General features: G+C 69.3%; 18 protein-coding genes and 3 pseudogenes. 14 read left to right on the top strand and 7 right to left on the bottom strand.

The genetic code is table 11. The features are described 5' to 3' along the window. The first annotated feature begins 324 nt into the window (after positions 1 to 324). The gene (locus IG62_RS45150) at positions 325 to 663 is read left to right on the top strand and encodes an ATP-binding cassette domain-containing protein (RefSeq protein WP_267887917.1); all 339 of its coding nucleotides are present in this window, start codon (positions 325 to 327) and stop codon (positions 661 to 663) included. Between the two features lie 163 nt (positions 664 to 826). After that, on the top strand, positions 827 to 2,731 hold the full coding sequence (locus IG62_RS0125675) for a glycoside hydrolase family 5 protein (protein WP_030807842.1): 1,905 nt from the start codon (positions 827 to 829) through the stop codon (positions 2,729 to 2,731). A gap of 423 nt (positions 2,732 to 3,154) precedes the next feature. On the opposite strand, the gene IG62_RS0125680 is transcribed toward IG62_RS0125675, so the two are convergent. Further along, on the bottom strand, positions 3,155 to 4,273 hold the full coding sequence (locus IG62_RS0125680) for a hypothetical protein (RefSeq protein ID WP_158795107.1): 1,119 nt from the start codon (positions 4,271 to 4,273) through the stop codon (positions 3,155 to 3,157). Between the two features lie 316 nt (positions 4,274 to 4,589). Between IG62_RS0125680 and IG62_RS0125685 the strand changes: the two genes are divergently transcribed. Next, positions 4,590 to 5,609: a hypothetical protein gene (locus IG62_RS0125685; RefSeq protein ID WP_030807848.1), complete on the top strand. Its 1,020-nt coding sequence runs from the start codon at positions 4,590 to 4,592 to the stop codon at positions 5,607 to 5,609. 21 nt (positions 5,610 to 5,630) lie between these two features. Then, positions 5,631 to 5,967 (top strand): annotated as a pseudogene (locus IG62_RS49920) (helix-turn-helix domain-containing protein); the annotation flags it as partial. A 12-nt stretch (positions 5,968 to 5,979) separates the two neighbouring features. On the opposite strand, the gene IG62_RS0125690 reads toward IG62_RS49920, so the two are convergent. Next, positions 5,980 to 6,543 carry an RICIN domain-containing protein gene (locus IG62_RS0125690; RefSeq protein WP_030807851.1) on the bottom strand — a complete coding sequence of 188 codons (564 nt, stop codon included), beginning with the start codon at positions 6,541 to 6,543 and terminating at the stop codon, positions 5,980 to 5,982. Between the two features lie 160 nt (positions 6,544 to 6,703). Between IG62_RS0125690 and IG62_RS0125695 the strand changes: the two genes are divergently transcribed. Both IG62_RS0125695 and IG62_RS45160 read left to right on the top strand, forming a co-directional pair. Further along, entirely contained in the window at positions 6,704 to 7,705 is a 1,002-nt protein-coding gene (locus IG62_RS0125695) for an ArsR/SmtB family transcription factor (protein WP_158795109.1), read from the top strand. A 148-nt stretch (positions 7,706 to 7,853) separates the two neighbouring features. Then, positions 7,854 to 8,167 (top strand): annotated as a pseudogene (locus tag IG62_RS45160) (TetR/AcrR family transcriptional regulator); the annotation flags it as partial. Positions 8,168 to 8,638: 471 nt separating this feature from the next. Here the strand turns inward: IG62_RS45160 and IG62_RS0125710 are convergent. Next, positions 8,639 to 9,217 carry a dienelactone hydrolase family protein gene (locus tag IG62_RS0125710; protein WP_030807855.1) on the bottom strand — a complete coding sequence of 193 codons (579 nt, stop codon included), beginning with the start codon at positions 9,215 to 9,217 and terminating at the stop codon, positions 8,639 to 8,641. A gap of 408 nt (positions 9,218 to 9,625) precedes the next feature. Between IG62_RS0125710 and IG62_RS0125715 the strand changes: the two genes are divergently transcribed. Continuing rightward, a complete protein-coding gene (locus IG62_RS0125715) occupies positions 9,626 to 10,300 on the top strand; it encodes a hypothetical protein (protein ID WP_030807858.1) in 675 nt (224 codons plus the stop codon). A gap of 126 nt (positions 10,301 to 10,426) precedes the next feature. On the opposite strand, the gene IG62_RS50250 is transcribed toward IG62_RS0125715, so the two are convergent. Continuing rightward, the gene (locus tag IG62_RS50250) at positions 10,427 to 10,603 is read right to left on the bottom strand and encodes a hypothetical protein (protein WP_158795110.1); all 177 of its coding nucleotides are present in this window, start codon (positions 10,601 to 10,603) and stop codon (positions 10,427 to 10,429) included. Positions 10,604 to 10,755: 152 nt separating this feature from the next. On the opposite strand from IG62_RS50250, the gene IG62_RS42275 reads away from it, so the two are divergent. Then, on the top strand, positions 10,756 to 10,992 hold the full coding sequence (locus tag IG62_RS42275; RefSeq protein WP_267887918.1) for a hypothetical protein: 237 nt from the start codon (positions 10,756 to 10,758) through the stop codon (positions 10,990 to 10,992). Positions 10,993 to 11,141: 149 nt separating this feature from the next. Here the strand turns inward: IG62_RS42275 and IG62_RS49930 are convergent. Then, positions 11,142 to 11,413 (bottom strand): annotated as a pseudogene (locus IG62_RS49930) (transposase); the annotation flags it as partial. A 464-nt stretch (positions 11,414 to 11,877) separates the two neighbouring features. Here IG62_RS49930 and IG62_RS0125730 point away from each other — a divergent pair. Then, entirely contained in the window at positions 11,878 to 12,264 is a 387-nt protein-coding gene (locus IG62_RS0125730) for a hypothetical protein (RefSeq protein ID WP_158795111.1), read from the top strand. A 110-nt stretch (positions 12,265 to 12,374) separates the two neighbouring features. Continuing rightward, on the top strand, positions 12,375 to 14,303 hold the full coding sequence (locus IG62_RS0125735; protein ID WP_051798574.1) for a tetratricopeptide repeat protein: 1,929 nt from the start codon (positions 12,375 to 12,377) through the stop codon (positions 14,301 to 14,303). 449 nt (positions 14,304 to 14,752) lie between these two features. Here IG62_RS0125735 and IG62_RS0125740 read toward each other — a convergent pair whose 3' ends face one another. Further along, positions 14,753 to 16,126 carry an FAD-dependent oxidoreductase gene (locus tag IG62_RS0125740; RefSeq protein ID WP_030807870.1) on the bottom strand — a complete coding sequence of 458 codons (1,374 nt, stop codon included), beginning with the start codon at positions 16,124 to 16,126 and terminating at the stop codon, positions 14,753 to 14,755. Positions 16,127 to 16,188: 62 nt separating this feature from the next. Next, entirely contained in the window at positions 16,189 to 16,431 is a 243-nt protein-coding gene (locus tag IG62_RS0125745) for a transposase (protein ID WP_234326733.1), read from the bottom strand. A gap of 237 nt (positions 16,432 to 16,668) precedes the next feature. Between IG62_RS0125745 and IG62_RS0125750 the strand changes: the two genes are divergently transcribed. The 4 genes from IG62_RS0125750 to IG62_RS0125765 all read left to right on the top strand — a co-directional run bounded on the left by IG62_RS0125750 (position 16,669) and on the right by IG62_RS0125765 (position 21,698). Further along, positions 16,669 to 17,487, top strand: coding sequence for an SAM-dependent methyltransferase (locus IG62_RS0125750; protein WP_030807876.1), 819 nt, complete (start codon positions 16,669 to 16,671; stop codon positions 17,485 to 17,487). 69 nt (positions 17,488 to 17,556) lie between these two features. Continuing rightward, the gene (locus IG62_RS0125755) at positions 17,557 to 19,338 is read left to right on the top strand and encodes a hypothetical protein (protein ID WP_030807878.1); all 1,782 of its coding nucleotides are present in this window, start codon (positions 17,557 to 17,559) and stop codon (positions 19,336 to 19,338) included. A 753-nt stretch (positions 19,339 to 20,091) separates the two neighbouring features. After that, positions 20,092 to 20,517, top strand: coding sequence for a hypothetical protein (locus tag IG62_RS43410; protein ID WP_158795112.1), 426 nt, complete (start codon positions 20,092 to 20,094; stop codon positions 20,515 to 20,517). After that, positions 20,514 to 21,698: a hypothetical protein gene (locus tag IG62_RS0125765; protein ID WP_051798578.1), complete on the top strand. Its 1,185-nt coding sequence runs from the start codon at positions 20,514 to 20,516 to the stop codon at positions 21,696 to 21,698. The genes IG62_RS43410 and IG62_RS0125765 overlap by 4 nt, the downstream gene beginning before the upstream one ends. The last annotated feature ends 17 nt before the right edge of the window (positions 21,699 to 21,715 follow it).

Genomic DNA, 21,715 nt, shown 5'->3' on the forward strand with positions numbered 1-21,715 from the left:
GCGGTGTTGGTCGCTGCCACCGGACTCGAGTGGGTCTCTTCCAGCCTGGAAGGCGTTCACCGGCACAAAGGCGAATGAGGCGCAGCCGGCATTCCTCCTCCCCCGCGCCCCGGACCAAGCCCTCAATGAAGGACTCGGCCGTGTCTCCCCGACCCGCCGGGAAAGTATCCGCTCCCCGGCGCGAGGCCCTGGCCCTGCCGCCAGCGGCTGCGCCTGCAGGCCCGGCGAGCGACGACATCGCCGACGACCTCAAAGAGGCGTACTGTCGCGCCACAAGATGTCAGCTACACCTCCCCCGGCAAGGACGCCCCAGCGCTCGATGGCATCTCCTTGAGCCTGAGTGCCGGCGAGACCGTTGCCTTCGTCGGCCGCAACCGGTCGGGGAAGAGCACCTGTTCACGGTTGCTCGCCGGTCCTGGCGTGGAGCAGGGCCCCAATGTCCTGGAAGGGGCGGAGCCGCCAAGGGGCGCGGGCCCATGCGCCGCACGGAAGGCGGCTCCGCAAAATCCCTCGGACACGCCAGCCGCGGCCGTCCCGCAGCACTGCAGCCACGGCAGCCCCAAGGAAATCACTCCGTGTGGCGGCTGCTCTACGGCCCTCAAAGGGCTGGTGGGCTTCGCGTGCCGCGGAAGATATGGGCGGATGCCCTACGTCCCGGGCTGATCCGTGCTACGCAGTCCCAGGGCCGCACCACGTCGGTGCCTTCCCGAGCCGGGGCAGCACCACCGCTCCACCACCCGCCACCCCTTCACGTATCTTCCCATCGGGCCGCGGCGTTCGGTGACTGCGTGCCCACGCTACGGCCCACGAACCTCGGAGGGACCCTATGAGAAGACCCCTGCTGCCGGCGATACTCGTCGGGGCGCTGTTACTCGGAGTGCTCGGCGCGTCCGAAGCAGGCGCGTCGACGGCCCCGCGCCCCGCCCCGCCGTCGGTCGGCAAGCCGAAAGCCCTCATCGATTCGTGGCGTCCACCCCTCAGCACCCGGGGCCGCTACATCGTCGACGCCGACGGCAATCGCTTCAAGCTCAAGTCGGCCAACTGGCATGGTGCCCAGGGCTCCTGGAACGGATCCGGAGACATCACCGACCCGGCGAACCACCACGACGGCGAGAAGTCCGACCAGATGCCGCTCGGCCTGGACCGCGCTCCGATACCGAAGATCCTCGCTGGATTCCACGAACTCGGCATCAACAGCATCCGGCTGCCGTTCTCGAACGAGATGCTGCACGACAAGCGCCCCGTCCCCGACTCCTCAGTCGCCGCCAACCCTCAACTGCGCGGCAAGACCCCGCTCCAGGTCCTCGACGCGGTGGTCGACGCCACCACCGCGGAAGGCTTCGCGGTGGTGCTCAACAACCACACCAACACGTCGCGTTTCTGCTGCGGCCTGGACGGCAACGAACGCTGGAACACCAGTCAGTCCACCGCTCGATGGGAGGACGACTGGATCTCGCTCGCCCGCCGCTATAAGGGCAACAAGCGCGTCGTCGGAGCCGACCTCTACAACGAGGTCCGCCGGACCGTCACTGACGACGCCAACTGGAACTGGGGTGACAGCCACGACTGGTGGGCTGCCTCCCAGCACCTCGGCGACCGTCTGCTCATCGAGGCCAATCCCGATCTGCTGGTGGTCGTCGAGGGAATCAACTGGCAAGGAATCCCGGCCGACGGACTGTTCCACTGGCGGCCGACGCTCGAACCGGTACGCACTCTGTCGCACACCCTCGTCGCCTCGAACAAGCTGGTGTACTCGGCGCATTTCTACGGCTACACGGGACCGAACCACACCGGCGCGACCGGAATGGGCGAGACCCACGACCCGCGCTACCAGGAACTCTCCCGCGAGGATCTCTTCGCGACCCTGCAGCGCCAGGCGTTCTACGTCACCGAGGCCGGACGCCACTACACCGCGCCTCTGTGGATCAGCGAGTTCGGCATCGGCAGGGAAGAGACGAACCCGCAGGCCCGAGCCTGGTTCGGTAACTTCGTCGACTACCTGATCGACCAGGACACCGACTTCGCCTTCTGGCCCCTGGTCGGATGGACCGGCCACGGAACCTGGCCGCTGATCAACTTCGACACCGCCGGACGGCGTTCCGGCATCCTGGACGGCGGTGACTGGCGCACGGCCGACTGGAAGCGTCTGGTGGGCGCGCCCCAGAAGACGGGGCAGATCGCCGACTCCGACACCTGGGACATGCTGAACCTCGACCACGCCGACGCGGTCCAGTCGGCGCGGGTACGGAAGCATGGGGACTGGGACCCGGGAGCACGCAAGGGGGTCTGCCCCGACGGACAGCGCCTCATCGGTCTGGCACACCGTGACGGGCGTGGCCTGTGTACCGACGCCGGAGCCGCCGGGCTCGCCGGGCCCGACCCGGTGCTGAGCGTCGTGCACGACGAACGCCATGTCCAGCAGGGCGACTGGGCGCGTGGCTACACCAAGTACCAGTGCGGGCCCGGCCAGTTCATGATCGGCTACAGCGTGCGCGGCCAAGCGGTCTCGGGCGTGTTGTGCGCCGAGGCGAGCAGTGCACTCAGCACGGACGGCCGTACCGTCTGGTTCGACCGAAGCGACGACCGCCCGGCCGGGGGCCCGGGCGGCGAGTTCGCGCAGGGCACCTACAAGGGTCAGTGCCGAACCGACGAGTTCGCGGCTGGCATCGCCTTCACCCACGCGTGGGTGAAGGGCGGGACACCGGACGCCCTGCTGTGCCGCAAGCTCTGACCGATACCACTACCACCCGCGGGCGATTCGAGCACCTCGGACCCGCTTCACCCGGATGCAGAGGACCGTCTGCTCTCCGACCACCGGCGTGAGGCGGGTCGACCGGCGTGAGGCGGGTCGACCGGTCAGGGATCGTGGACGGCGCCTTGGTCCCGGTCCAGGACGGGCCACCTGGGCGGCGACCTCGTCATCCCGGGTGAGGTCAGCGACGGCCTGGATCTTCTCATCCGACTGTGCCGGGACGGCCCACCCGCTGCCCGACGACCCGCTTCGCGGCGTCCGCCGCCGGGCGCACGACGAAGCTGCGGCACCTCGCAGCGTCGTCGGTCGCTCGCATACGCCCGGTATGACGACGCCCCTCCGCCTTGCGTTGCACCGCAGCTCACTTCGCGCGCTGATCCACCGGGGATGGCAGTACAGCCCTTAGCCCAGAGCGCATGTCCAGATCACGGGGTGCGGAGCGCCGGCGCCGTCGTATGGATCGCCGTCGTAGGCCCAACCTCCGGCCCTGGCCTCGTCATTGATGGCCTCGGCGCCGGCCGGGCCATCGGGGGCGAGGCTGGGGAGGGCTCGAACGGGGCCGGAGCCCGGCCAGATCTGGGCCTGGTCGATGGGGGTGGTCGGCGGGATGCCGTGCGGGAACATCGCGGTGCCGACGGCCACGCCGCTGCTGGGGCTGATGTCGTTGAGCCAGCCCTTGCCTTCGTGAGCGGGGAGCCCCCGTATCTGGACGCCTTCCTTGGTGTAGGGGGCGTCCCAGTAGGTCTCGGCAGCCAGGTCCTGGTGGTGGTAGGTGCGTTCACCGACGACGCGTCCGTGGTTGTCGATGGCGGACGGGTACCAGTCCGTGTCGGTGTTGATCTCGATGGGCTTGAGATCCCGTCCCGGACCTGTGGTGCCACCGGGCCAGACCAGCCCGACGCTGCCGCTCACCTCGCTCACGCCGTCCCAGTACCAGGAGTATCCGATCACCGTGCCACGGGAGTTGATGCCGCGTATACGTACATGGGTGTGCCCGGGTTTGACGGTGAGGGTCCGGGTGAGGGTGGCGCCGGTCCAGAGATAGGCGGTGTCCGAACTGTCGTTGCCGCCCGCGACGGTCCCGAGGTCGTTGACGTCGGCGGCATAGGTCCCGCCGGGGAGGATGCGTACAGCCGAGGCACCGGCACGGTAGCTGAAGGCGGCGACACCCACCGGGCCCCGGATGCTGCCCACCATGAGGCCGCGGTGGTTGACGGCGGCGACCGAGCCGCTGTCGTACCCGGACGGGAGCGGGACGCGGTGCACGGCGCTTCCCGTCCAGTAGGCGGGCAGCCCCGCGGACTGCCCGACGGACAGGCCGCCGGTGCCGAAGTCGTTGACGCTCTCGCTGCCCCAGGATCCGGCGCCGGTGCCCGGCAGCCGGTCGAGGACATGAAGGGCAGGGGTACAGCGGGATGCCGGACCGGGGCCTTCCGCGGCGGTCGCCGGGAGCACCGTGGTGAGCAGCGCTCCCAGTGCGAGTGCGGTGGCGGCCATGGCTCGGCTGCGGCCTGGTCTCATGGAGGAGCCCCCTTCGTCACGACGGGTTCGGTCCCGCCGGCCGCTCATCATCGGCTGCCGGTACCGGCGGACGAGGATGTTCCATGCGCAATGGCCTGATCACGCCGAAGTGAGAGGTCGTTTCCCTTGGTGAGCGTCCAAGCGCGTTTCCGGAAGTTCTGGAAGTTCTGTCGGTAACTGGGCAGGAACCAGGGGCTGGTCAGTCGGCTCCTCAGCTCGACCGGCCGGCCGCGGTGGGGCCTTGACGCTGACGCAGCGGCAGCTTGGACGATGACGCCGTACGGCAGACACAGTCACCCCGCTGGAGGCATTCGTCATGTTGCGCGGCAAGGGCATCCATTACGACACCGGCACCTTTCCCAACGGCGACACGTCGCGCCCCGTCTTCGACGTGCGGGACGTCGAACGGGACATGCGTGTCGTCGCGGAGGATCTGCACTGCACCGCTGTCCGTATCACCGGGGGCGATCCGGACCGTATCGAGACCACGGCGCGGTCCGCGGCGGAGGCGGGCCTGGAGGTCTGGTTCTCGCCGTTTCCCTGCGAGCTGTCGAACGCCGAGATGCTGCCGCTGTTCACCGACTGCGCCGAGCGGGCGGAGCGGCTGCGGCGCGACGGCGCCGAGGTCGTCCTCGTCACTGGCTGCGAACTCAGCGTGTTCGCCCGCGGCTACCTGCCCGGGGACACACTGAACGAGCGCATTCCGGTCCTGGCGGGCCCCGGCCGCGAAGCCGCGCTCCAGGGCATCCCCGACAAGGTCAACGCCTTCCTGGGGCAGGTCGTCGACACCGTGCGGCCCCTCTTCGGCGGCCATGTGAGCTACGCCTCCTGCCCTCTGGACGGCGTGGCCTGGGCCCCGTTCGACATCGTCGGCCTGGACGCCTTCCGTAGCCTGCGCAACGCGGCCACCTTCCGCACCGACCTGCGCAAGGAATGCGGCCACGGCAAGCCCGTCGCCATCATGGAGGCCGGCTGCTGCACCTACCGGGGAGCGGGAGAGCACGGCGGCGCCGGCTGGTACATGGCGAGGGAGGCCGACGGCGTCACCCTCAAACCCGGCCTGGTACGCGACGAGGGCGAGCAGGTCCGCTACCTCGACGATCTCATGACCGTCTTCGAGGGTGAGGGCGTCGATTCCGTCTTCTGGTTCAGCTTCGCCGGATTCAGCACACCCCACCGGACATCCGGACCGGACGAGGACCTCGCCTCCTACGGCATCGTCAAAGTCCTGGACGAGCACAGCGGCTATCCCACCGACCAGCGCGCCTACCCCGACATGCCCTGGGAACCGAAGCAAGCGTTCCACGCACTCGCCACCCGCTACAGGGCCCACTGAGCTTCTTCGAAGTGGTCACCGATACTGGTGGAGTACGACCCGGCCACGGTGCGCCGCTGGATCGGCCGCTTCCATGCCTGCGGGCTGACCGGTCTGGCCGACCGGCCCCGCAGCGGGCGGCCGAGGCCGGGCGGCCGGCGGCTGCCCGCGCGGACCGCCGCGATGCTCGCACGGCCGGGGCCCTGGACGGTGTCCCGCCTGCACGTCCTGCACCGGCCTGCACCGGCATCTGCGGCGGCCGCGTGTCAGCCGACGCACGCTGTACCGGCGGGTGCGGCAGGTGGCCGTCGGGCGGCGGCCCAAGCTCGTTGCTCGCAGATGCCCCGCCTGCCGCTGCCCGGTCCCCGACCTCGTTGAGGAGCGCCCTCTGTCAGCCCTGCATGCTCCAGATCTGCCAGTCGTCGGTGTGCCAGGGACAGGTGACAGTGCCGCGGCCGTAGCCGAACATCAGGTTTCCCTGACCGGCGTCGAGACACGCGGGATTGTTGCTCACCCCGTATGGGTTGAAGAACTGGAAGCTGTTGCCGGGGTTGGGGGCAGTGTTGCCGACCCAGGTCAAGTTCCACTGGTCATCGGGTTTCGTGTAGTCACAGGAGCCAGTCCGGAGCTGGTCCCACTGTCCGTCCCACACCGTGTAGTGGTCCCACCTCATGCACTGGCCGGTCGCTACGGACTGGATCTGCACCCGCGCGTAGTAGTTGTTCACGTCGGAGTCGTAGGAGAGCACGTTCCATCGCTGGTTCGAGCTGCCGTTGCAGGACCCGAGATTGACGGCGACGTTGGCGCCGTTACCTTGCAGGCACAGACCGGTGTGGTGGTTGATGAGCTGGACATTGCGCTGGTAGGTGTTCGCGTGCGCGGTGCCGGTGCTTGCGGCCAAGGCTATGGTCGCGACGACCGCTGCGGTGAGCGCGGACTTGATCTTGGTCTTCACGGGAGCTTCTCCTATCGACCGACTGTCCGTCAGGTCCTGGGATGCTGGTGCCCGTGGTCCGCCGAGTGGCATCGGGCACGGAATCCAGGGAATCGGATGACATGTCCGCGGTCGAATGATTCGATTTTTTTCGAAGACGATCCCGTTACGGGGGCTGTTCATGATCCGGATCAATCTGGGCGCGCATGGTTTGGGCAGAGTCCGGTTCGCCATGTCGCCTCTGGACGCGGCCAAGGATCTGCTCTTCGCCCTCGCCCGGTCCCCACGTGTGCTCAGGGCGGGCTGGCGGAAACAGGCGGTAGAGGCCCTGTCGGAACGACAGTTAGGGCTCCTGGCTGTTGTCGCCGGCGGGGGGCCGGGCGGTTACGCTCCCGACTTCCTGCGGCCAGAGCCCGCGGGATTTCAGGCGGACCTGGACACTGCCTTGCACCAGGTGGCTACTACTCCGAGCGAGCGGATCCGTTACGAGTTGACGGCGGCCATCGGCGGCCACTCATGGGGCCAGACCGTGGGCCAGAGGCCGCCTCAGCTGCTCCTGACGGCTATGGACCGGGGCGAGGAGTATGTGGCGCAGCGTATCGCTGTGGAGCTGGAGCAGTTCTGGTGTGCCGTCCTGGCGCCCCACTGGCCCAGCATGCGGGCCCGGTTGGAAGGCGATGTCGCCGCCTGGGCCTCCGTGATCGCCCGGCACGGAATCGCGGACACCGTCAACCGGTTGGCCCCCAACCTGGAGTGGCACGACGGCACCCTGAAAGTCCATTCACTCGCCACCAGTTCCCACCGTCTGAGTCTCGATGCCGACGCCGCGATCCTCGTACCCAGCGTCTTCGCGGGGCGGGCGATCTTCTGTGCCGCCGAGCCCCCGGGCGCGCCGGCTCCCCGCACACCACTGATCGTCTATCCGGCTGCGCAGAACGACTGTCTGCCGCCCTCGCGCGGTGACGAGCTGATCGGCACGACACGCATAAAGTTGCTGGCCGAGCTCGCCCAGCCCCGCACCACGGGAGAGCTCGCCCAGCGTCTTTACCTCAGTCCTGCGACCATCTCCTACCACCTGCAGATCCTCCACCGCGCAGGGCTCGTGCAACGCACCCGCCGATCCCGAACCGTCCTCTACCAGAGGCTCGCGACGAAGCCTCGCCTCGCCGACGGTCTCGAATGACCACGATGGGGTCATCGGGTGTCGAGTCGGCCACAGCGGGCGCGCCGGAGTGGCACCAGTCGGCGAAGCCCTCGGCCACGCGCCTCACACCCGACCAGGCCGCCCGGCAGATCGCAGAGACTGTCCAAGAGGGCAAGCCCGCGGGCTCTGGGACGCGGTCACCACCCGCCGGCTCGCCGAGCGCATCGAATACAGCCAGCCCGTCCTCTACAGCCACTTCCGCGGCAAGCGCGAGATCATCGGCGCCAGGAGGACACCCCGGAACCTCTCAAGGACGCCTTCGCCGCGCTGCTGGAGAGCCTGGGCGAGGTCGCCGGGGACGGCGTCCACCCGGCGCTGTTCACCGAGGTGTTCTGGGCTTCCCTGCACGGCCTGGCGACCCTGACCCGGGCGGGACGGCTGCCGCCGGAGGACATCGAGCCGAGGGTGGAACTGCTGGTGGACCGGCTCGCCATGGTCTGACACACCATCCCAGCGGGCACGCAGCCGGGGCCCTCGGGCCCCGCCGCTGCCTGCCTACCTGCCTTCCTGCCTGCCTGCCTGCCTGCCTGCGGCAACGCTTCCGGTCACTCGCGTGCACACGGCGCAGCCGCAGATCGCCGGGCCCGTACCCCAGACGGGCACCCACCCCGGAAGCTGCAATGCTCATTGCTCACGACCCGATACGCGCCCTAACGCCGCGTCATTCGCCGGTGCCCTCGCCGTCCTCGCCGTCCTCGTCGTCGGCGGCGAGCACGACGGCCGCCGAGGAGTCCAGCCCGCTGGACAGGTCAGCCCCCACCGCCCCGCCAGCGGAGCGGACACAGAGCTGGACGGCGTCGGTGAGCGCCCCCCGAACCGCTCGGCACCTTCCGCCGTTGCTGTCGCTCGTCCTGGTGGTCCCGAGGGGCGGGCAGGGGGACACGCTCAGGTTGTTGATCCCGGTTCGGTTGGCTATTTGATGTGGTCGAGGAAGCCAAGCACTCGGTGGGTGGCCTGCGTTGCAGCGTGCTTGTCGTGCGACGGCAAGCTGCTGTCGGTGAACAGATGCCTGTCGCCGGAGTAGAGGAACAGCTCAGCAGCCGCCGCCGTATCGACGAGCGCGCGGGCCGCGTCCACATCACCCTCGCCGGAGAAGAACGGGTCTGCCTCCATGCCGTGGACCTGGACTGGGACGTCCTGGGGCCAGGCAGCGCCGAACTCCGAGACCGGGACGCATGCCTCCAGCAACAACGCGCCCTTCGCGCCCGGGCGGGTCTGGGCCAGCTTCTGCGCCGGCAGGACGCCAAGTGAGAACCCGAGGTAGACGAGCTCCGCAGGTAGTCCCTCGGCGACGGCGGTTCCGCGCGCGATGACCGTGCCGAACCCGACCCTCTCGGCGTAGTCGATGCCCTCCTCAAGGCTGTCGAATACCTGCCCCTCGAAGAGGTCTGGGGCATGGACGGTGTGTCCGGCCCGTCGCAGCTGCTCGGCGAACTCTCGGACGCCAGCGGTCAGTCCGTGCCCGTGGTGGAAAACCAGCACCTCAGCCATGTCGCTCCCCTCGTGCCGCGGTGCCCGGGCGGCGCCGCAGTCCGAGTATGACCCGCAGCACTGACAACCACGGATCCCCGGCCTGGCAGGGTCAGGTCGTTGATCCAGGATCAGCGATCTGCGCTTCGAGGTCGACCATGCGGCGGTCCTGAAAGCACAGGTTGGCGCGGGCGACCTTGAGCCGCTCGTCGAGGATGCGGATATCGGCGGTGACCTGGCGGACCGTTTGTTTTTGTTTGAGTGGGCGTTAAGTCCGATTCTCGTTGCAGCGGTAGGCACGCCTGAGCAGCCCACCGCCAACGGAGTGCGGACCCCGGCCCGCCGTCCGACCGTTCGATCCGATCGCGAGCGGCAGCGGCCTTCTCGAACCGTGGTGCGGCGGTCGGGCGCGCACGTTACCGTGCCCGGATGACATTCGGCGATCATGCCCAGTCGGCCCCCCGCACGAACGACGCCTGGGCCGACGCGCTGGCCCGCGCGGTGCAGCTCGCGGTCGCCACGCTGCGGTCGGCTCCCTCGGAGGCGGAGGTGTGGGACGCGAAGGCCGGTTCGCTGGAGTGGACGTGCTGGGAGACGGCCGAGCACCTGGCGGACGACCTGTTCTTCTACGGCATGCAGATCGCGACGCCCGGACTGCCTGCCGGCACCTATGTCCCCCTCGCGATGCGCCGCCGACGGCCCGAAGGGCCGGTCAAGATACTCCAGGCCGAGCGGGAGCCGGGCCCGTCCGGGCTGCTGACGGTCCTGGAGGCGTGCGGTGCGATGCAGGTCTCCCTGACTCGCACCACTCCCCCGTCGGCCCGCGCCCACCACGCCATGGGTGCCTCGGACCCGGCCGGTTTCGCGGCGATGGGCATCGTCGAGACCCTTCTCCACACGTACGACATCGCAGCCGGTCTCGGCTTGGAGTTCACCGCCCCCGACGACCTGTGTGTGCTGGTCCTCGGACGGCTCTTCCCGCATGTGGAGCGCGACGAGGAGCCGTGGCCGACGTTGCTGTGGGCGACCGGGCGGGGTGAACTCGCGGGGCGGGAGCGGCTGGAGAAGTGGCGCTGGTACGGGGAGGTGCGTGAGGCGGAGTGAAGCTCGCTCCCGATCAGAGCCCCGCCTGGCTGGGCCCTCCTCAGCGGACGCCAAGTCCGATCTTCCTCGGTTCGTGATCGCTCGATCGTGGTACTGATCGTCACGTCGGCAACCTGTTGGACATGTTCATGCCGAGATGCGAGGCGTGGAGCGACAGCCGTACCCCAGCGACATGTCGGACCAGCAATGGGTGTTGATCGCGCCGATGATCACAGCCTGGAAGCAGGACCGGGTGAAGCGGTCGGCGACCGGCGACCCCGGGGCGGCATGGTCCGGGCACGCCTCGGCCGTTGAGATCAGCATGTGGACTTCGAACGGACCATGGCCTGGCTCGCCGGCTGCTGCCGCCTCACCGCCGCTACGAACAGAGAGCCGAGCACTTCCTCGCATTCACCAGGATCGCTTGCACTCTCCTCTGCTACCGCAGACTCACCAAAACGAGACGACTTCTCAGCTTGAGCTTTCACCTCCACCCGGTTACCAGGAGGCGCTGGGTGTTCAAACACTTCCACCACCCGATCGTCGGCCCGCTCACCCTCAACTACGAATCCCTCACCCTGCCCGCCGACCCGGACCAGCGGCTGAGTGTCTACACCGCCGAGGCAGGCTCCAGCTCCGAAGAGGCGCTTCAGCTACTGGCCGCGTGGATACGACAGCCCGAGACCTCGCACGGGCAAGACCCAGATCATTAGACGCCCGCTGGTCCGCGAGGAGCGGGCGGCCATAGTGGCTGCGCCACATGAGCCGGGATGGCGTTGGAGCAGTGCGACCTCCCCATTCGTGCCGCGCAGGCAACTCCCAACACGCAGTCAGAGGTTAAGACCTGAGCTGAGCTTGGCGTTCATCCGCGGCGGGTTTGGTGTTCTTTGATCGACCCGGCGCGATGGACCGTCTTGCCGACGTCGTGGCGCTTGGCCTGATGCTTGTTCTTCGATCCGAGAGGCCGGCCCGGGCCCGGCGTGGACGGTTGCGGTGCGGCCGCCGGACGGGCCGCCGTCGCGTGAGTGTTGCGAAACCCTCGGCGGACGCGGGCGGGAGTGAGGCGGCGGGGTCCGACGGGGCGTTCCCAGGGGCGGCGCAGGTCCTCGCGAGGGGACGGGCGAGGTGGAGCTGAGTAACGCTCGTCCCGTAGGCGCAGCGCCCGCTTGCCGAGGCCACCGCAGTCCACCTCACCGCGGAGGAACAGGAGTCCGTACACGACGACCTTGAGCGCCTCAGGCAGCTGCTGGGCTGAGGGTTGGGAAGGTGCTGGTCGCAGCCGCTCGTTGAGGACTGCGACCAACACGGTCGCCTCCTGGCGGACGGCGAGCTTGTTGTATCGCGTCGCCACGGCTCGGTGGCGCTTGAGACGACTGATCCCGCACTCGACGGCATGGGTCGGGCGCCGGGGCAGTCGCGGCTCGGGGAACCTGCCCGGCGGCCCCCTACCGGCTATGGGCGACCACGTACGTCGCCTGCCTGAGCGACCACCGAGGAACACAGCCCCGGCCCGCTCCCCCGGGCCATTCCGCCGCAGAGGAGCATTGAATTAGCCGGATCACGGTGTCGAATCCCGTACGTGGAGTCAAGATGGGGTCATGGCAGGGTGGCGGCGCTACTTGTGGTGGGCATCGGCAGTTCTGGGCGGGGCGGTGGCAGTGGGCCTGACCGTACTGGCGGTGGTGGGTGATCTGGACACTGCGGGTCAGGTGGCGAGTGTCGTGGGTGCGATGACGGGTCTGGCCGCGCTGGGCCTGTCAGTACATGCCGCGCTCCGGCCCGCGCCGTCGCCCGGCCCGCCCGTGCGCGCACAGGGCGGTTCGAACGCCGCCGGTGGCAGCATCCGCAGCGCCTCGGCACGGGACACCGGTACGGTCCCGGCCGGGCCGGACGCGGGTGGCGGTAATGGCGGGATCTCGGCGAGCGGCGGCTCGAACGCGGCCGGTGGTGACATCGACGGCTCGACCGCACACAGAGGTGGGTGATGATGCTCTTCGGTCGCCGCAGACGCGGCGCGGCAGGGCAGGGGAAGCCGGACGCGACTGCGGACCCGGGTCAGTCCCCGGCCCCGGACCCGACAGGGGTCACGGCAAGCTTGGGCTCGAACGCCGCGGGCCGGGACGTCGTCAACTCCGTCGCCCAGAACATCTTCATGGAGAACGGCGTCGTACTGCCGCCCGAGGCGTGCGGCCCGATCACGGAGGTGCAGGCTCCGGCAGGCCTGTGCAATGTGCCAAGAACGGGACTGTTCGTCGGCCGCACCGACGCCCTCGACCGCCTGGACACTGAATTCGCCGCCCCGGGCGGCGTTGTGGTCCAGGCCGTGCACGGGCTCGGCGGCATCGGCAAGTCGGCCCTCGCCGCGCAGTGGGCCGTCCACCACCACACCGGCAACCCGCGCTGGTGGATCACCGCCGACAGCAGGGCGGCCGTCGACTCCGGCCTCGCCGACCTGGCCCGCGCCCTGCAACCGGCTCTCGCGGGCCTGCCCGGCCTGCCCGCGCAGATGCTCACGGAGCGGGCGGTGCAGTGGCTGACGTCCCACGACGACTGGCTCCTCGTCCTGGACAACGTCGAACAGCCCGACGACATCCGCCCGTTGCTGGACCGGGTCGCGACGGGCCGATTTCTGATCACCACCCGTCGCGCCACCGGCTGGCACGGCCTGGCCGCGCCTGTACGGCTGGATGTCCTCTCCGACGAGGAGGCCACGGAGCTGTTTCTCCGCGTCCTGCACCACGCGGGCCGCACGGAGACCGACGGCAGCGCCGAACTCTGCGCAGAACTCGGTCACTTGCCCCTGGCCGTGGAACAGGCCGCCGCGTACTGCGCCGAAACCGGCACCGCACCCCGCGCCTACGCGGAGATGCTCGCCTCCTGGCCGGCGGAGATGTTCGCGTCCACCGCCGAGGGTGGTGACTCCGCGCGCACGGTGGCGCGGATCTGGCGCCTCACCTTGGACCGTCTGGCGGACACCCCGCTCGCGGCGGAGATCCTCCGCATCCTCGCCTGGTACGCCCCGCATGGCATCCCCCGCGCGCTCCTCGACGGCCTGGCCCCGCCTCCCTTACTCACCAGGGCTCTCGGCCGTTTGATCGCGTACAGCATGGTCACGGACAACGGCGACGGCACCCTCACCGTCCACCGCCTGGTCCAGGCCTTGGCCCGTACACCGGATCCGGACGATCCACACCGGCTGGCCGACGACGTGGAGAGCGCACGCGACCGGGCAGCCACCGGTCTCAAGAAGGCGTTCCCCAGCGACATCCGGTCCGCCGAGACGTGGCTGTCGTACCGGACGCTGATGCCCCACGTCGAAGCACTCGCCGAAAACGTGGCCATCAAGGACGACAGCGAAGCGACGGCCGGTCTCTTCGGGAAGGCCGGAATGGTTGCCGGGGCTCAGTCGGGGCCCACCGGACGTTCCGAGTGGTGGCTGCGGCGTGCCGTCATCCACTTCGCGCGGCAGTCGGGTGAGGAGTACCCGGACCTGGGCCGGGCCGGTGCCCGCATGGCGGCGGGTGATCTGATCGGGGCGATCCCACTCCTCGAAAAAGTGACGAGCCACCGGATACGAAGCCTGGGCGAGGACCACCCCGCTGCGCTGAACCTCCGCACCAAACAAGCCCTCGCCTACGCGGTGAAGGGTGACATGGACAGGGCGGTACAACTCTTCGAGAGCGTGCTGTCCGATCGTGTGCGGCTCGTGGGCGAGAGCCATCCCGACACTCTGAAGTCCCGCAACAACCTCGCCGTCGCCCACCTGCAGGCCGGGGACACGGCGCGGGCCATCCCACTCCTCGAGAGCCTGCTGGCCGACAGGATGCGGGAACTGGGTGAGGACCATGCCGACACCGTGAGCACCCTCAGTAATCTGGGGTACGCCTATCTGGAGGCCGGTGACACGGACCGGGCTGTCCCGCTCCTGGAGAGTGCGGTGGCGGCGCTCACACAGATGCTGGGTGAGGACCACCCAAGGACGGAACTCGCACGGGAGGACCTGCTACGCGCCCGAGCCGGCTGAATCCCCCGCCCGGTGAAGCCGGCGGCCGTCCAGATGTGGCCCCGGGTGAACCATCGTGCCCTCCCACCGCCATGGCGCCGCACGCCCGTTACGGATCCCACGCGTGGCCTCGCTCAAAGCACCGGTGGACCGCGACGCCTACAAGAGCGTCCACCCCTACTGCACCGCCTTCCTCGCCGATAACGTGCGCACCGCCGGGGTGCGGGTGCGGCCGGGGGCTCACCGGTGGGTGGCCGATGTCGAGACGGGGGTGAGGGTGAGGGAAGGTCGATACGACTCCACGCGTAGCCGATGAGCATGTGCCGGCATCCATCGCCCGAACCATTCATCGACGTTGATTGTCGACGCGAGTTGTCGACAGTGCTCACCTGCGGGTTCGTGAACACCAGGGTGAGTGTCGGCAGACGTTGCCGACACTGAGCGTCGGAGGTGAGGTACCAGGCAAGCGCTCAGCCTGGAATGAGTGCCTCCCACTGCTCGCGAGTCGGGCCGTCGTGCGTTGGCGAGAAGTCCGGGTGGTCGGCCAGCCAGTCGGTAACGGCTCGGTCCACTTCGTCGGTGCCGTAGGCATCGTCGGCCGGTTGCAGGAGATGGCGTACCTGGGCACGGGCTCGCATGACGACGGGATCATCGAAGGCGCAGGCAGCCAGGGCGGCAGCCCGTCGATCCGACGGTGGCGAACTCTCTCCCAGGCGTTGCTCGTTGGCGCGGTCGGCCGTCACCTGCGCGTCGAACAACGGGCGGAGGGTCTGTGCTGTCCAGGCGTGGTAGCCGATGGGATCCGCGGCGACCTGGTCGACATGGGCAGCAAGGTGCTGGGCGGCGCGCAGGCCGAGGGCAGCGCCATGGCCCGAGGTGGGGTTGGTGTGGATGAGGCTGTCCCCGGCGTTGACCAGGCCAGTGACGACAGGTCCGTCATCGTCGACGAGGGAAGTCCAGCGATTGTCCAGGCCGGCCATCGCCAGGACGTCTGACTCTGGTTCGGGCGCCAGGCCGAGCCAGGCAGCGGTGGCGGGGAAGCGGCGGGCGACGGCCTCGAACACGGCAGGGTTGGTGAGCGCCCCTCGGGTCGGATCACCCGTGGAGAGCACCAGGTGCGCCGCGAAGATGTCGTTGTCGGAAGGGAAGACGCCGGCCAGCGCGAACGGTGCGGCCGAGCCGGTCTTCACCCGCCCGGGGTCACGCGGGCCGTCGGCACGCAGGCGGTACCAGCGGCACAGATAAGCGATCCCGGTGCGGTGGCTGTCGACCACGGGCGGGCGGCAGCCGGCCGCGGTCAGCCAGGCGGGCACGGGCGAGCGGCGGCCGGCCGCGTCGACGACGAGGTCCGCCCGGTGGACTTCCGCGCCCACCTGCACGCCGGTGACCCTGGGTGGACGGCCCTCCCGGAGGGTGAGGGCGCGTACCCGGCAGCCTTGCCGCACTTCGATGGTGGGTTCCCGCCGAATGGCCGCGGTCAGGGCGGACTCCAACACGATGCGGCGGGTGCGCAGGGTCACCAAGTCCTCATCGCCGGCCCGGTGCGGCGGATGCTCATCGAACCAGTCGAAATCGTGGTGTTCCCGGGCTCCGCGTGCCAGCAGGTCCATGTAGACATCAGGGGTCTCGTTGCGCAACACGGTGCGGACGGGCGCGAGAAGCGAGTGGGGATGGTTGGCCTGCGGGACTCGGGGCCTGTCCCAGTGGAAGAAGTCCCGGTTCAGGTCGTCTCCGGCCTGCCGTGCGTCCTGCTCGAACAACGTGACCGTATGGCCCCGTCGGCCAAGCATGAGCGCCGTCCCCAGCCCGCTGATACCCCCACCGATCACCGCAACCCGCGCCACCGATCTCCCCTTCGCGTCGTGTTGCGGAATGAGCCTACTGCTGGACCATCTGCAGTTCGAAGTCAGCGTCGTCCGTCGCAGTGCGGGGGGCGGGGCACGGCGGTGGCCGGTACCAGGTCCAGCCGCTTGTCCATGTCCAGGCGGAAGGTGCCGTACGGGTGGACGTTGGACCAGAACATAGCGGTCAGCCCGCGCCGGTCCTCGTCGGTGAGCTTCTTTGCCCATACTGGTTCGGCCAGCACCTGCTGGAGCAGCGGTGTGCTGACGTGCACGAGTGCGGACTGCAGCAGGCGCAGCGCGAGCATCGACCACCGCCACCCGCGGCCGCCACCACCTGAGCGCCCGGGCGCCGAGCTGGACAGCGCAGAAGAACCTCTTTATCCGCATGCTGGGCCAGCTCCACCACTGCCTCCTGCAGCGAAAGCTGTTCGATGAAGGCACAGCCTTCCCCGTCGCGCTCGCGGTTGCTGCTTGACGAGTTGAAGCCCTGAGGCGTCTACGATGGCCGCCAGACAACCCCCGCCGACAGAAAGGAAGTTGTGATGGCCGAGGGTTTTCCCGACGTGGACCAGTCGAAGCCGAGCATCGCCCGGGTCTACGACTATCTCCTCGGCGGCAAGGACAACTATGCCGTGGACCGCGTCATCGGGGACACCTTCACACACGACCTGCCTGGCTCAGTGGCCATCGCGCACGCCAACCGGCAGAACCTCATCCGCGCCGTGCGGGAGATCGCCCTCGCGGGCATCGAGCAGTTCGTCGACATGGGCAGCGGGCTACCGACCGCAGACAACGTCCACCAGGTCGCCCAGCACCACGCCCCCGGCGCCCGAGTGATCTACGTCGACAGCGACCCCATCGTCCTCGCCCATGGCCGCGCCCTACTTGAGGACAACGGGCACACCCGCGTCATCCAGGCCGACGTCCGCGACCCGCAGAGCATCCGGGAGCACCCGGAGATCACCAGCCTGATTGACTTCGATCGACCCGTGGCCGTGATCCACAGCGCCGTCTTGCACCACATCAACGACGATGAGGGCCCCCACTCGATCGTCCGCTACTGGCAGGAGCAAGTCGCCTCAGGCAGTTACTTTTTCATCTCCCACTTCCGCAGCGGCGGCAATCCGGAGACCGCCGAGGCCGAGGCGTTGCTCCAAGCCACCTTCGGCCGCGGACGGTGGCGGACAGACGAGGAGATCCGCGACCTCTTCGGCGATCTGGAGATACTGGAGCCAGGTATCGTGCCGAGCTCCCTGTGGCGGCCCGATACGGCGGAGCATCAGAGCCGCATCGGGCCGGCAGAGCACGAGCTGACGGTCTGGGAACGGCTCATCGTGGGGGGCCTGGCAAGGAAGCCCTGACAGAGCGCCGCGCGGTACTACGGGAAAGGGCGGGCAGAGGAAGGATCGGACACCCCCTAAGGTGCGTCCATGGGGGAAATCGATCAGGAGACCGTGGGGTTCGACTGGCATTCGGTGGTCTACCGGGATTTCGACGTCGAACTCGACGCTCCGGGGGACCGCAGCAGTGCTGCGCTCGAGGTACTGGAAGATGACCTGGGGGTGCCCGACGCCGCGGAGGGCTTCCACCTGTGCGGCGAGTGGGCGCAGCGGCTGTCCAACGTGATCGGCATGGGCCTGTCCGCACTGTTGGAACGGCTCTCCCACCCGGACCTGACGGTGCGCCGGATTCTGCCGGTGGTCCTGGCCTACGCGGACGCGCTGCCCGACGACGTGGTGCCGGCGCTGCTCCACCACAGCGAGAGCGACCCGGACGCGCCGGTCCGGCTCGGGCTGCTGCTGGCTTCGGGCCGGTACGCCGACGACCCTCGGGTGGGCGACCACCTGCGGCGCCGTATGCGGGAGGGAGACCCGGCCGAGGCGCTGGGGGCCGCCCTCGGTCTGGCCCTGCCGCCGGTCCCGGTCACCGACGACGAGGTGGTCGAAGCGCTGACCCTGTGCGCCGATGAACAGGCCGGTGCGGCCCTGGCGGAGCTGGCCTGGTGCGACCCGCAGTGGAACCGCGAACCGTTGCCGCGCAGCGCCGTGGACCGGATCGACGGCTGGCTGTGGCGCACCCCTTATGTGCGGGGCCGCTGGCTGGCGCGCATGCTGCCGAGGCTGCGGGAGGGGCGGCTCGACGCCTCGGTCGCACCGGTGCTGATCAAGGCGGCGGACCGGCTGTTCAAGGAAGACAGCTGCTACGCGGACCACGCGGCCGCCGTCGCGGACCTACTCGGGCATCCCGACGCCGCGGTGCGGCGGGCAGCCGTGCGCACCCGCCACCTCTTCGCCCACGACGGCTACGCCGGCGCCCTGCTGGGCGTCTTGGACGACCCGGACCTGTACACCCAGGCCCTGATCTCGCTGCTCCGGCGCGAGGACCCCAGATGCCTGCCGAGCCTGCGGGAGAGGATCCGGCAGGGCACCCTCGACTGCGGGCTGCTGCACTATGCGGAAAACTTCGCCGACGAGCTGTGGCCCGCCATCGGGGCGCGCATCGCGGAGGAGGACATTCCGGCCGCCGAAATCACCGCGTTGCTGACCCGGGTCCGCCGCTGGTACGCGGTCGGAGACCGGATCGCCATGCCGGTGGCCACCGCGCTGGAGCGGCTGAACGCCCGCATCGAAGCCGGGAAGGACCCCGAGTCCGACGATCACGCTGCTGCCCGCGAGGCCGCCGCGTTCCTGCGCGACTGGCGCGCCCGGGCGGCCGACGAGCAGAGCTTGGAGGGCAGACTCGCGCGCATGCGCCACATCGTCGGGCTCTCCCACGCGAAGGACCACGACGTCGTACGCAGGGAGCTGGACGCCCTGACGCGCCGACTCGGCCCCGACCACACCCCGCACCCCAACGATCCGCGCTACGACATCAGGGCCTGCGAGTGGATTGGCGCACGGCCGCACGCGGCCCAGCCCGCCGTCCCCACACTGCGCGAGCTGCGGGACAGTGCGGCGGCGCCCGGCGCGCTGCGGGCCGCCGCCGCCCACGCACTGTGGAAGATCACCGGCGACGCCGACGGCGCACTGCCCGTCCTGGTCGAGCAGATCCGCCACGCCCCCTTGCTCGTACTGGACTATCTCGGGTCCTTCGGGGCGGCGGCCCGACCCGCGCTGCCCGCGCTCCGCCTGTGTGCCGACGACGGCGACAGCAACTTCGCCCTCCTCGCCCGGAACGCGGTCCGGAGGATCGAAGAGGCCTCCGTGCACTGAACACAAGCCCTTGCACCGGCGGCGTCTGCTGGGCGAGTTCGCGACGGGTCGCCTCGGACGGCACCGTCGTGGAGAGGTGCTTTCCGTGCTCGGTGAAGGTCCTGGGTGAGGGTGTCGATCCGATGCCGCGCACCCCCTGGCCAGATACGCAAAGGCACCTGGCACCTGGCACCTGGCACCTGGCCAGAAACCTGCCTGACAAGCAGTGCTGCCGCTGCCCCCTCCTCCCCAGCGAGGGAGGAGGGAATTTCTTCACCAGTTCGGGAGAAGGTTCGAGCAGAGCACAGCGAGCGTGGGCAACACGCGCAGCAGCAAGCTAGGCGATCAGGTGCCTGATCCGGCTGCCGATTCCTGGCAGTCGCTGCGCTGGGATGCGCAGCACGAGAGAGCCCCGCGGCGAGTGAGCGGCACCGCCGGCCCTCGGCGAGCGTCAGGTAACACAGTGGGACCTTGCCACTCACCGAAAGGTGGCTTCCTACAAAGGACTGGGCATGTATGGGGACGACTACCCCGAGGTCAGCGTTGAGTCACGTGTGGAGAGCGCGTGCTGCCGGGCCCGACGGCGCCGCTGTTTCTCCTCCGGCACCGCCGCGTAGCCACCGTCCGGCGGCCCGATGGTTCGGTAATTTCCTGATGAAGAGTCAAACACCCTACACGCGGGGCGCGTCGGTGCCATCGTGGACAGGGACATGAGCCGGCCGGAATTGGGGGGTGGCCGTGGATCGGTTCGGTAGGTGGCTGGTGGCGGTCACCGTGACGGCAGTTGCTTTCGCAGCGGGCACGGGGCTCTGCGGAGCGCTGCTGCTGCCGGTGGTGCAGGACCCGGCTGTGCGGTGGACGGTGGCGTGCGGGGCAGGAGCGGCGCTGGCCGCACTGGCGGCCATGTGGGGCTACGGCTACGCCGGCAGCGCAGGTGCCACCCCGGGTCCGGGCGGGCAGCCGACCGTGCAGGCGTCCGGGGCACGCGCGGTGGCCATCCACGGCAGCAACGCCGGTGCCGTCACCACCGGCGACGTGCATGTTCCGCCCGCCCCTGGGCCGCCCGGCCACTCGACCCCGGCGTCGCAGGGAATGCCCGGGGCCGCTCCCATCGCCTCGGGAGAGCGGGCCATCGCCATCGGCGGCGACAACGACGGTCCGCTGTCAACGGGCGACACCCGGAACGAAACGCCAAGATGAGACCGCTGTTTCGCAAGCGGCGGCGGTCCGGCAAGCGGTCCGTCTTCATCGGCGGCAACAACTCCGGCTACATCACCACCGGGGACACCAGAGTCGAGATGCCTCCCGTCGTGCGCATGCCGTTGGTCGTGCTGCTCGTCTCCGTCCTGGGTGTCGGTGCGGGCTGGCTCTACTTCGACTGGCTCTCACCGAAGCTCGCGCCGAATTACCGCACCCAGTTCCTGATCGACACGGCGGACGGCCCCGACCCCAAGGGCATCGCGGCGATCTCCACGTCACTGCGTAAGACGGTCGGGAACTCGGGCGATCATGACGCGCTCGCCCTGCGCACTTTCGGCGGCGAGTGCGGTGCCTCCGACAACACGTCGCAGGTGGTCGGCTTCGACGTCGGCAACCAGCAGAAGATCACCCAGGAAGCGGGCCGGGTCCGGGCGGACGGCAAGCCGACGCTGATGCGCGGAATCGTCCAAGCCGTCGAGGACTTCTCCCAGCCGTTCGATCGCAAGGCCCGCCAGGTCAACCGGATTATTGTGGTGACGCGGCACGGTGTCGACGCCTGCGAGGACGACGTCTCCTTCGTCGAGAAGGAGATTCGCGAGCGGGTCGGTGCGGCCGGACTGTCCCTGCAATTCCGGGTGATCGGTTACCAGGTGCCGGAGGGGCAGCACCGCACTCTCGACCGGATGGCCACGGCCGCCAAAGCTCCGCCGCCGGTGTACGTGAAGAACGCGCCCGACCTCACCAGGACCCTCGACGGGTTCTCCAACGTGGAACCGGTCCTCAAGGGAGCCCAGCGGATCGTCAGCACGCTCAACTCCACAGTCAACCAGGTCAACACGGCCGTCCGGGCGACCGAGGAGGGGCATCTGGACGCCGCCGACAGCACTCTGCGGCAGGCTCGGCAAGCGGTCAACAGCACCGGCCCGGAGTTCGACGACCTGACCGGCCGGACCAAGAGCGCGGATGCCCAGCACGTGCACGACAGGGTAGTCCGGCTGCGGGAGAAACAGAGGCAGGTCGTTGACGCAGCCTTCCAGCTGCTCAGCACCGCGCGGGCCGGCACGCCGCTGGATCCGCGGAGGAAAGCGTTCCAGCGGGCCGCCGCACACTACAACGACGAGGTGAACGGCATGAACAAGCTCCTCGCCACCCTTCGCCGAAAGCTGGCCGAGCCCTCATGAGGGGCAGCTCCCTCCCG

Source organism: Streptomyces sp. NRRL S-337 (assembly GCF_000720175.1).
In the GTDB taxonomy this organism is placed as follows: domain Bacteria; phylum Actinomycetota; class Actinomycetes; order Streptomycetales; family Streptomycetaceae; genus Streptomyces; species Streptomyces siderophoricus.

Bases quoted from the DNA above. Each gene is read 5' to 3' on its own strand.
- IG62_RS0125675 (WP_030807842.1), top strand. From the start codon at position 827: ATGAGAAGACCCCTGCTGCCGGCGATACTCGTCGGGGCGCTGTTACTC.
- IG62_RS0125680 (WP_158795107.1), bottom strand. From the start codon at position 4,273: ATGAGACCAGGCCGCAGCCGAGCCATGGCCGCCACCGCACTCGCACTG.
- IG62_RS0125685 (WP_030807848.1), top strand. From the start codon at position 4,590: ATGTTGCGCGGCAAGGGCATCCATTACGACACCGGCACCTTTCCCAAC.
- IG62_RS0125695 (WP_158795109.1), top strand. From the start codon at position 6,704: ATGATCCGGATCAATCTGGGCGCGCATGGTTTGGGCAGAGTCCGGTTC.
- IG62_RS0125710 (WP_030807855.1), bottom strand. From the start codon at position 9,217: ATGGCTGAGGTGCTGGTTTTCCACCACGGGCACGGACTGACCGCTGGC.
- IG62_RS0125715 (WP_030807858.1), top strand. From the start codon at position 9,626: ATGACATTCGGCGATCATGCCCAGTCGGCCCCCCGCACGAACGACGCC.
- IG62_RS50250 (WP_158795110.1), bottom strand. From the start codon at position 10,603: ATGCTGATCTCAACGGCCGAGGCGTGCCCGGACCATGCCGCCCCGGGG.
- IG62_RS0125730 (WP_158795111.1), top strand. From the start codon at position 11,878: ATGGCAGGGTGGCGGCGCTACTTGTGGTGGGCATCGGCAGTTCTGGGC.
- IG62_RS0125745 (WP_234326733.1), bottom strand. From the start codon at position 16,431: ATGCTCGCGCTGCGCCTGCTGCAGTCCGCACTCGTGCACGTCAGCACA.
- IG62_RS0125750 (WP_030807876.1), top strand. From the start codon at position 16,669: ATGGCCGAGGGTTTTCCCGACGTGGACCAGTCGAAGCCGAGCATCGCC.
- IG62_RS0125755 (WP_030807878.1), top strand. From the start codon at position 17,557: ATGGGGGAAATCGATCAGGAGACCGTGGGGTTCGACTGGCATTCGGTG.
- IG62_RS0125765 (WP_051798578.1), top strand. From the start codon at position 20,514: ATGAGACCGCTGTTTCGCAAGCGGCGGCGGTCCGGCAAGCGGTCCGTC.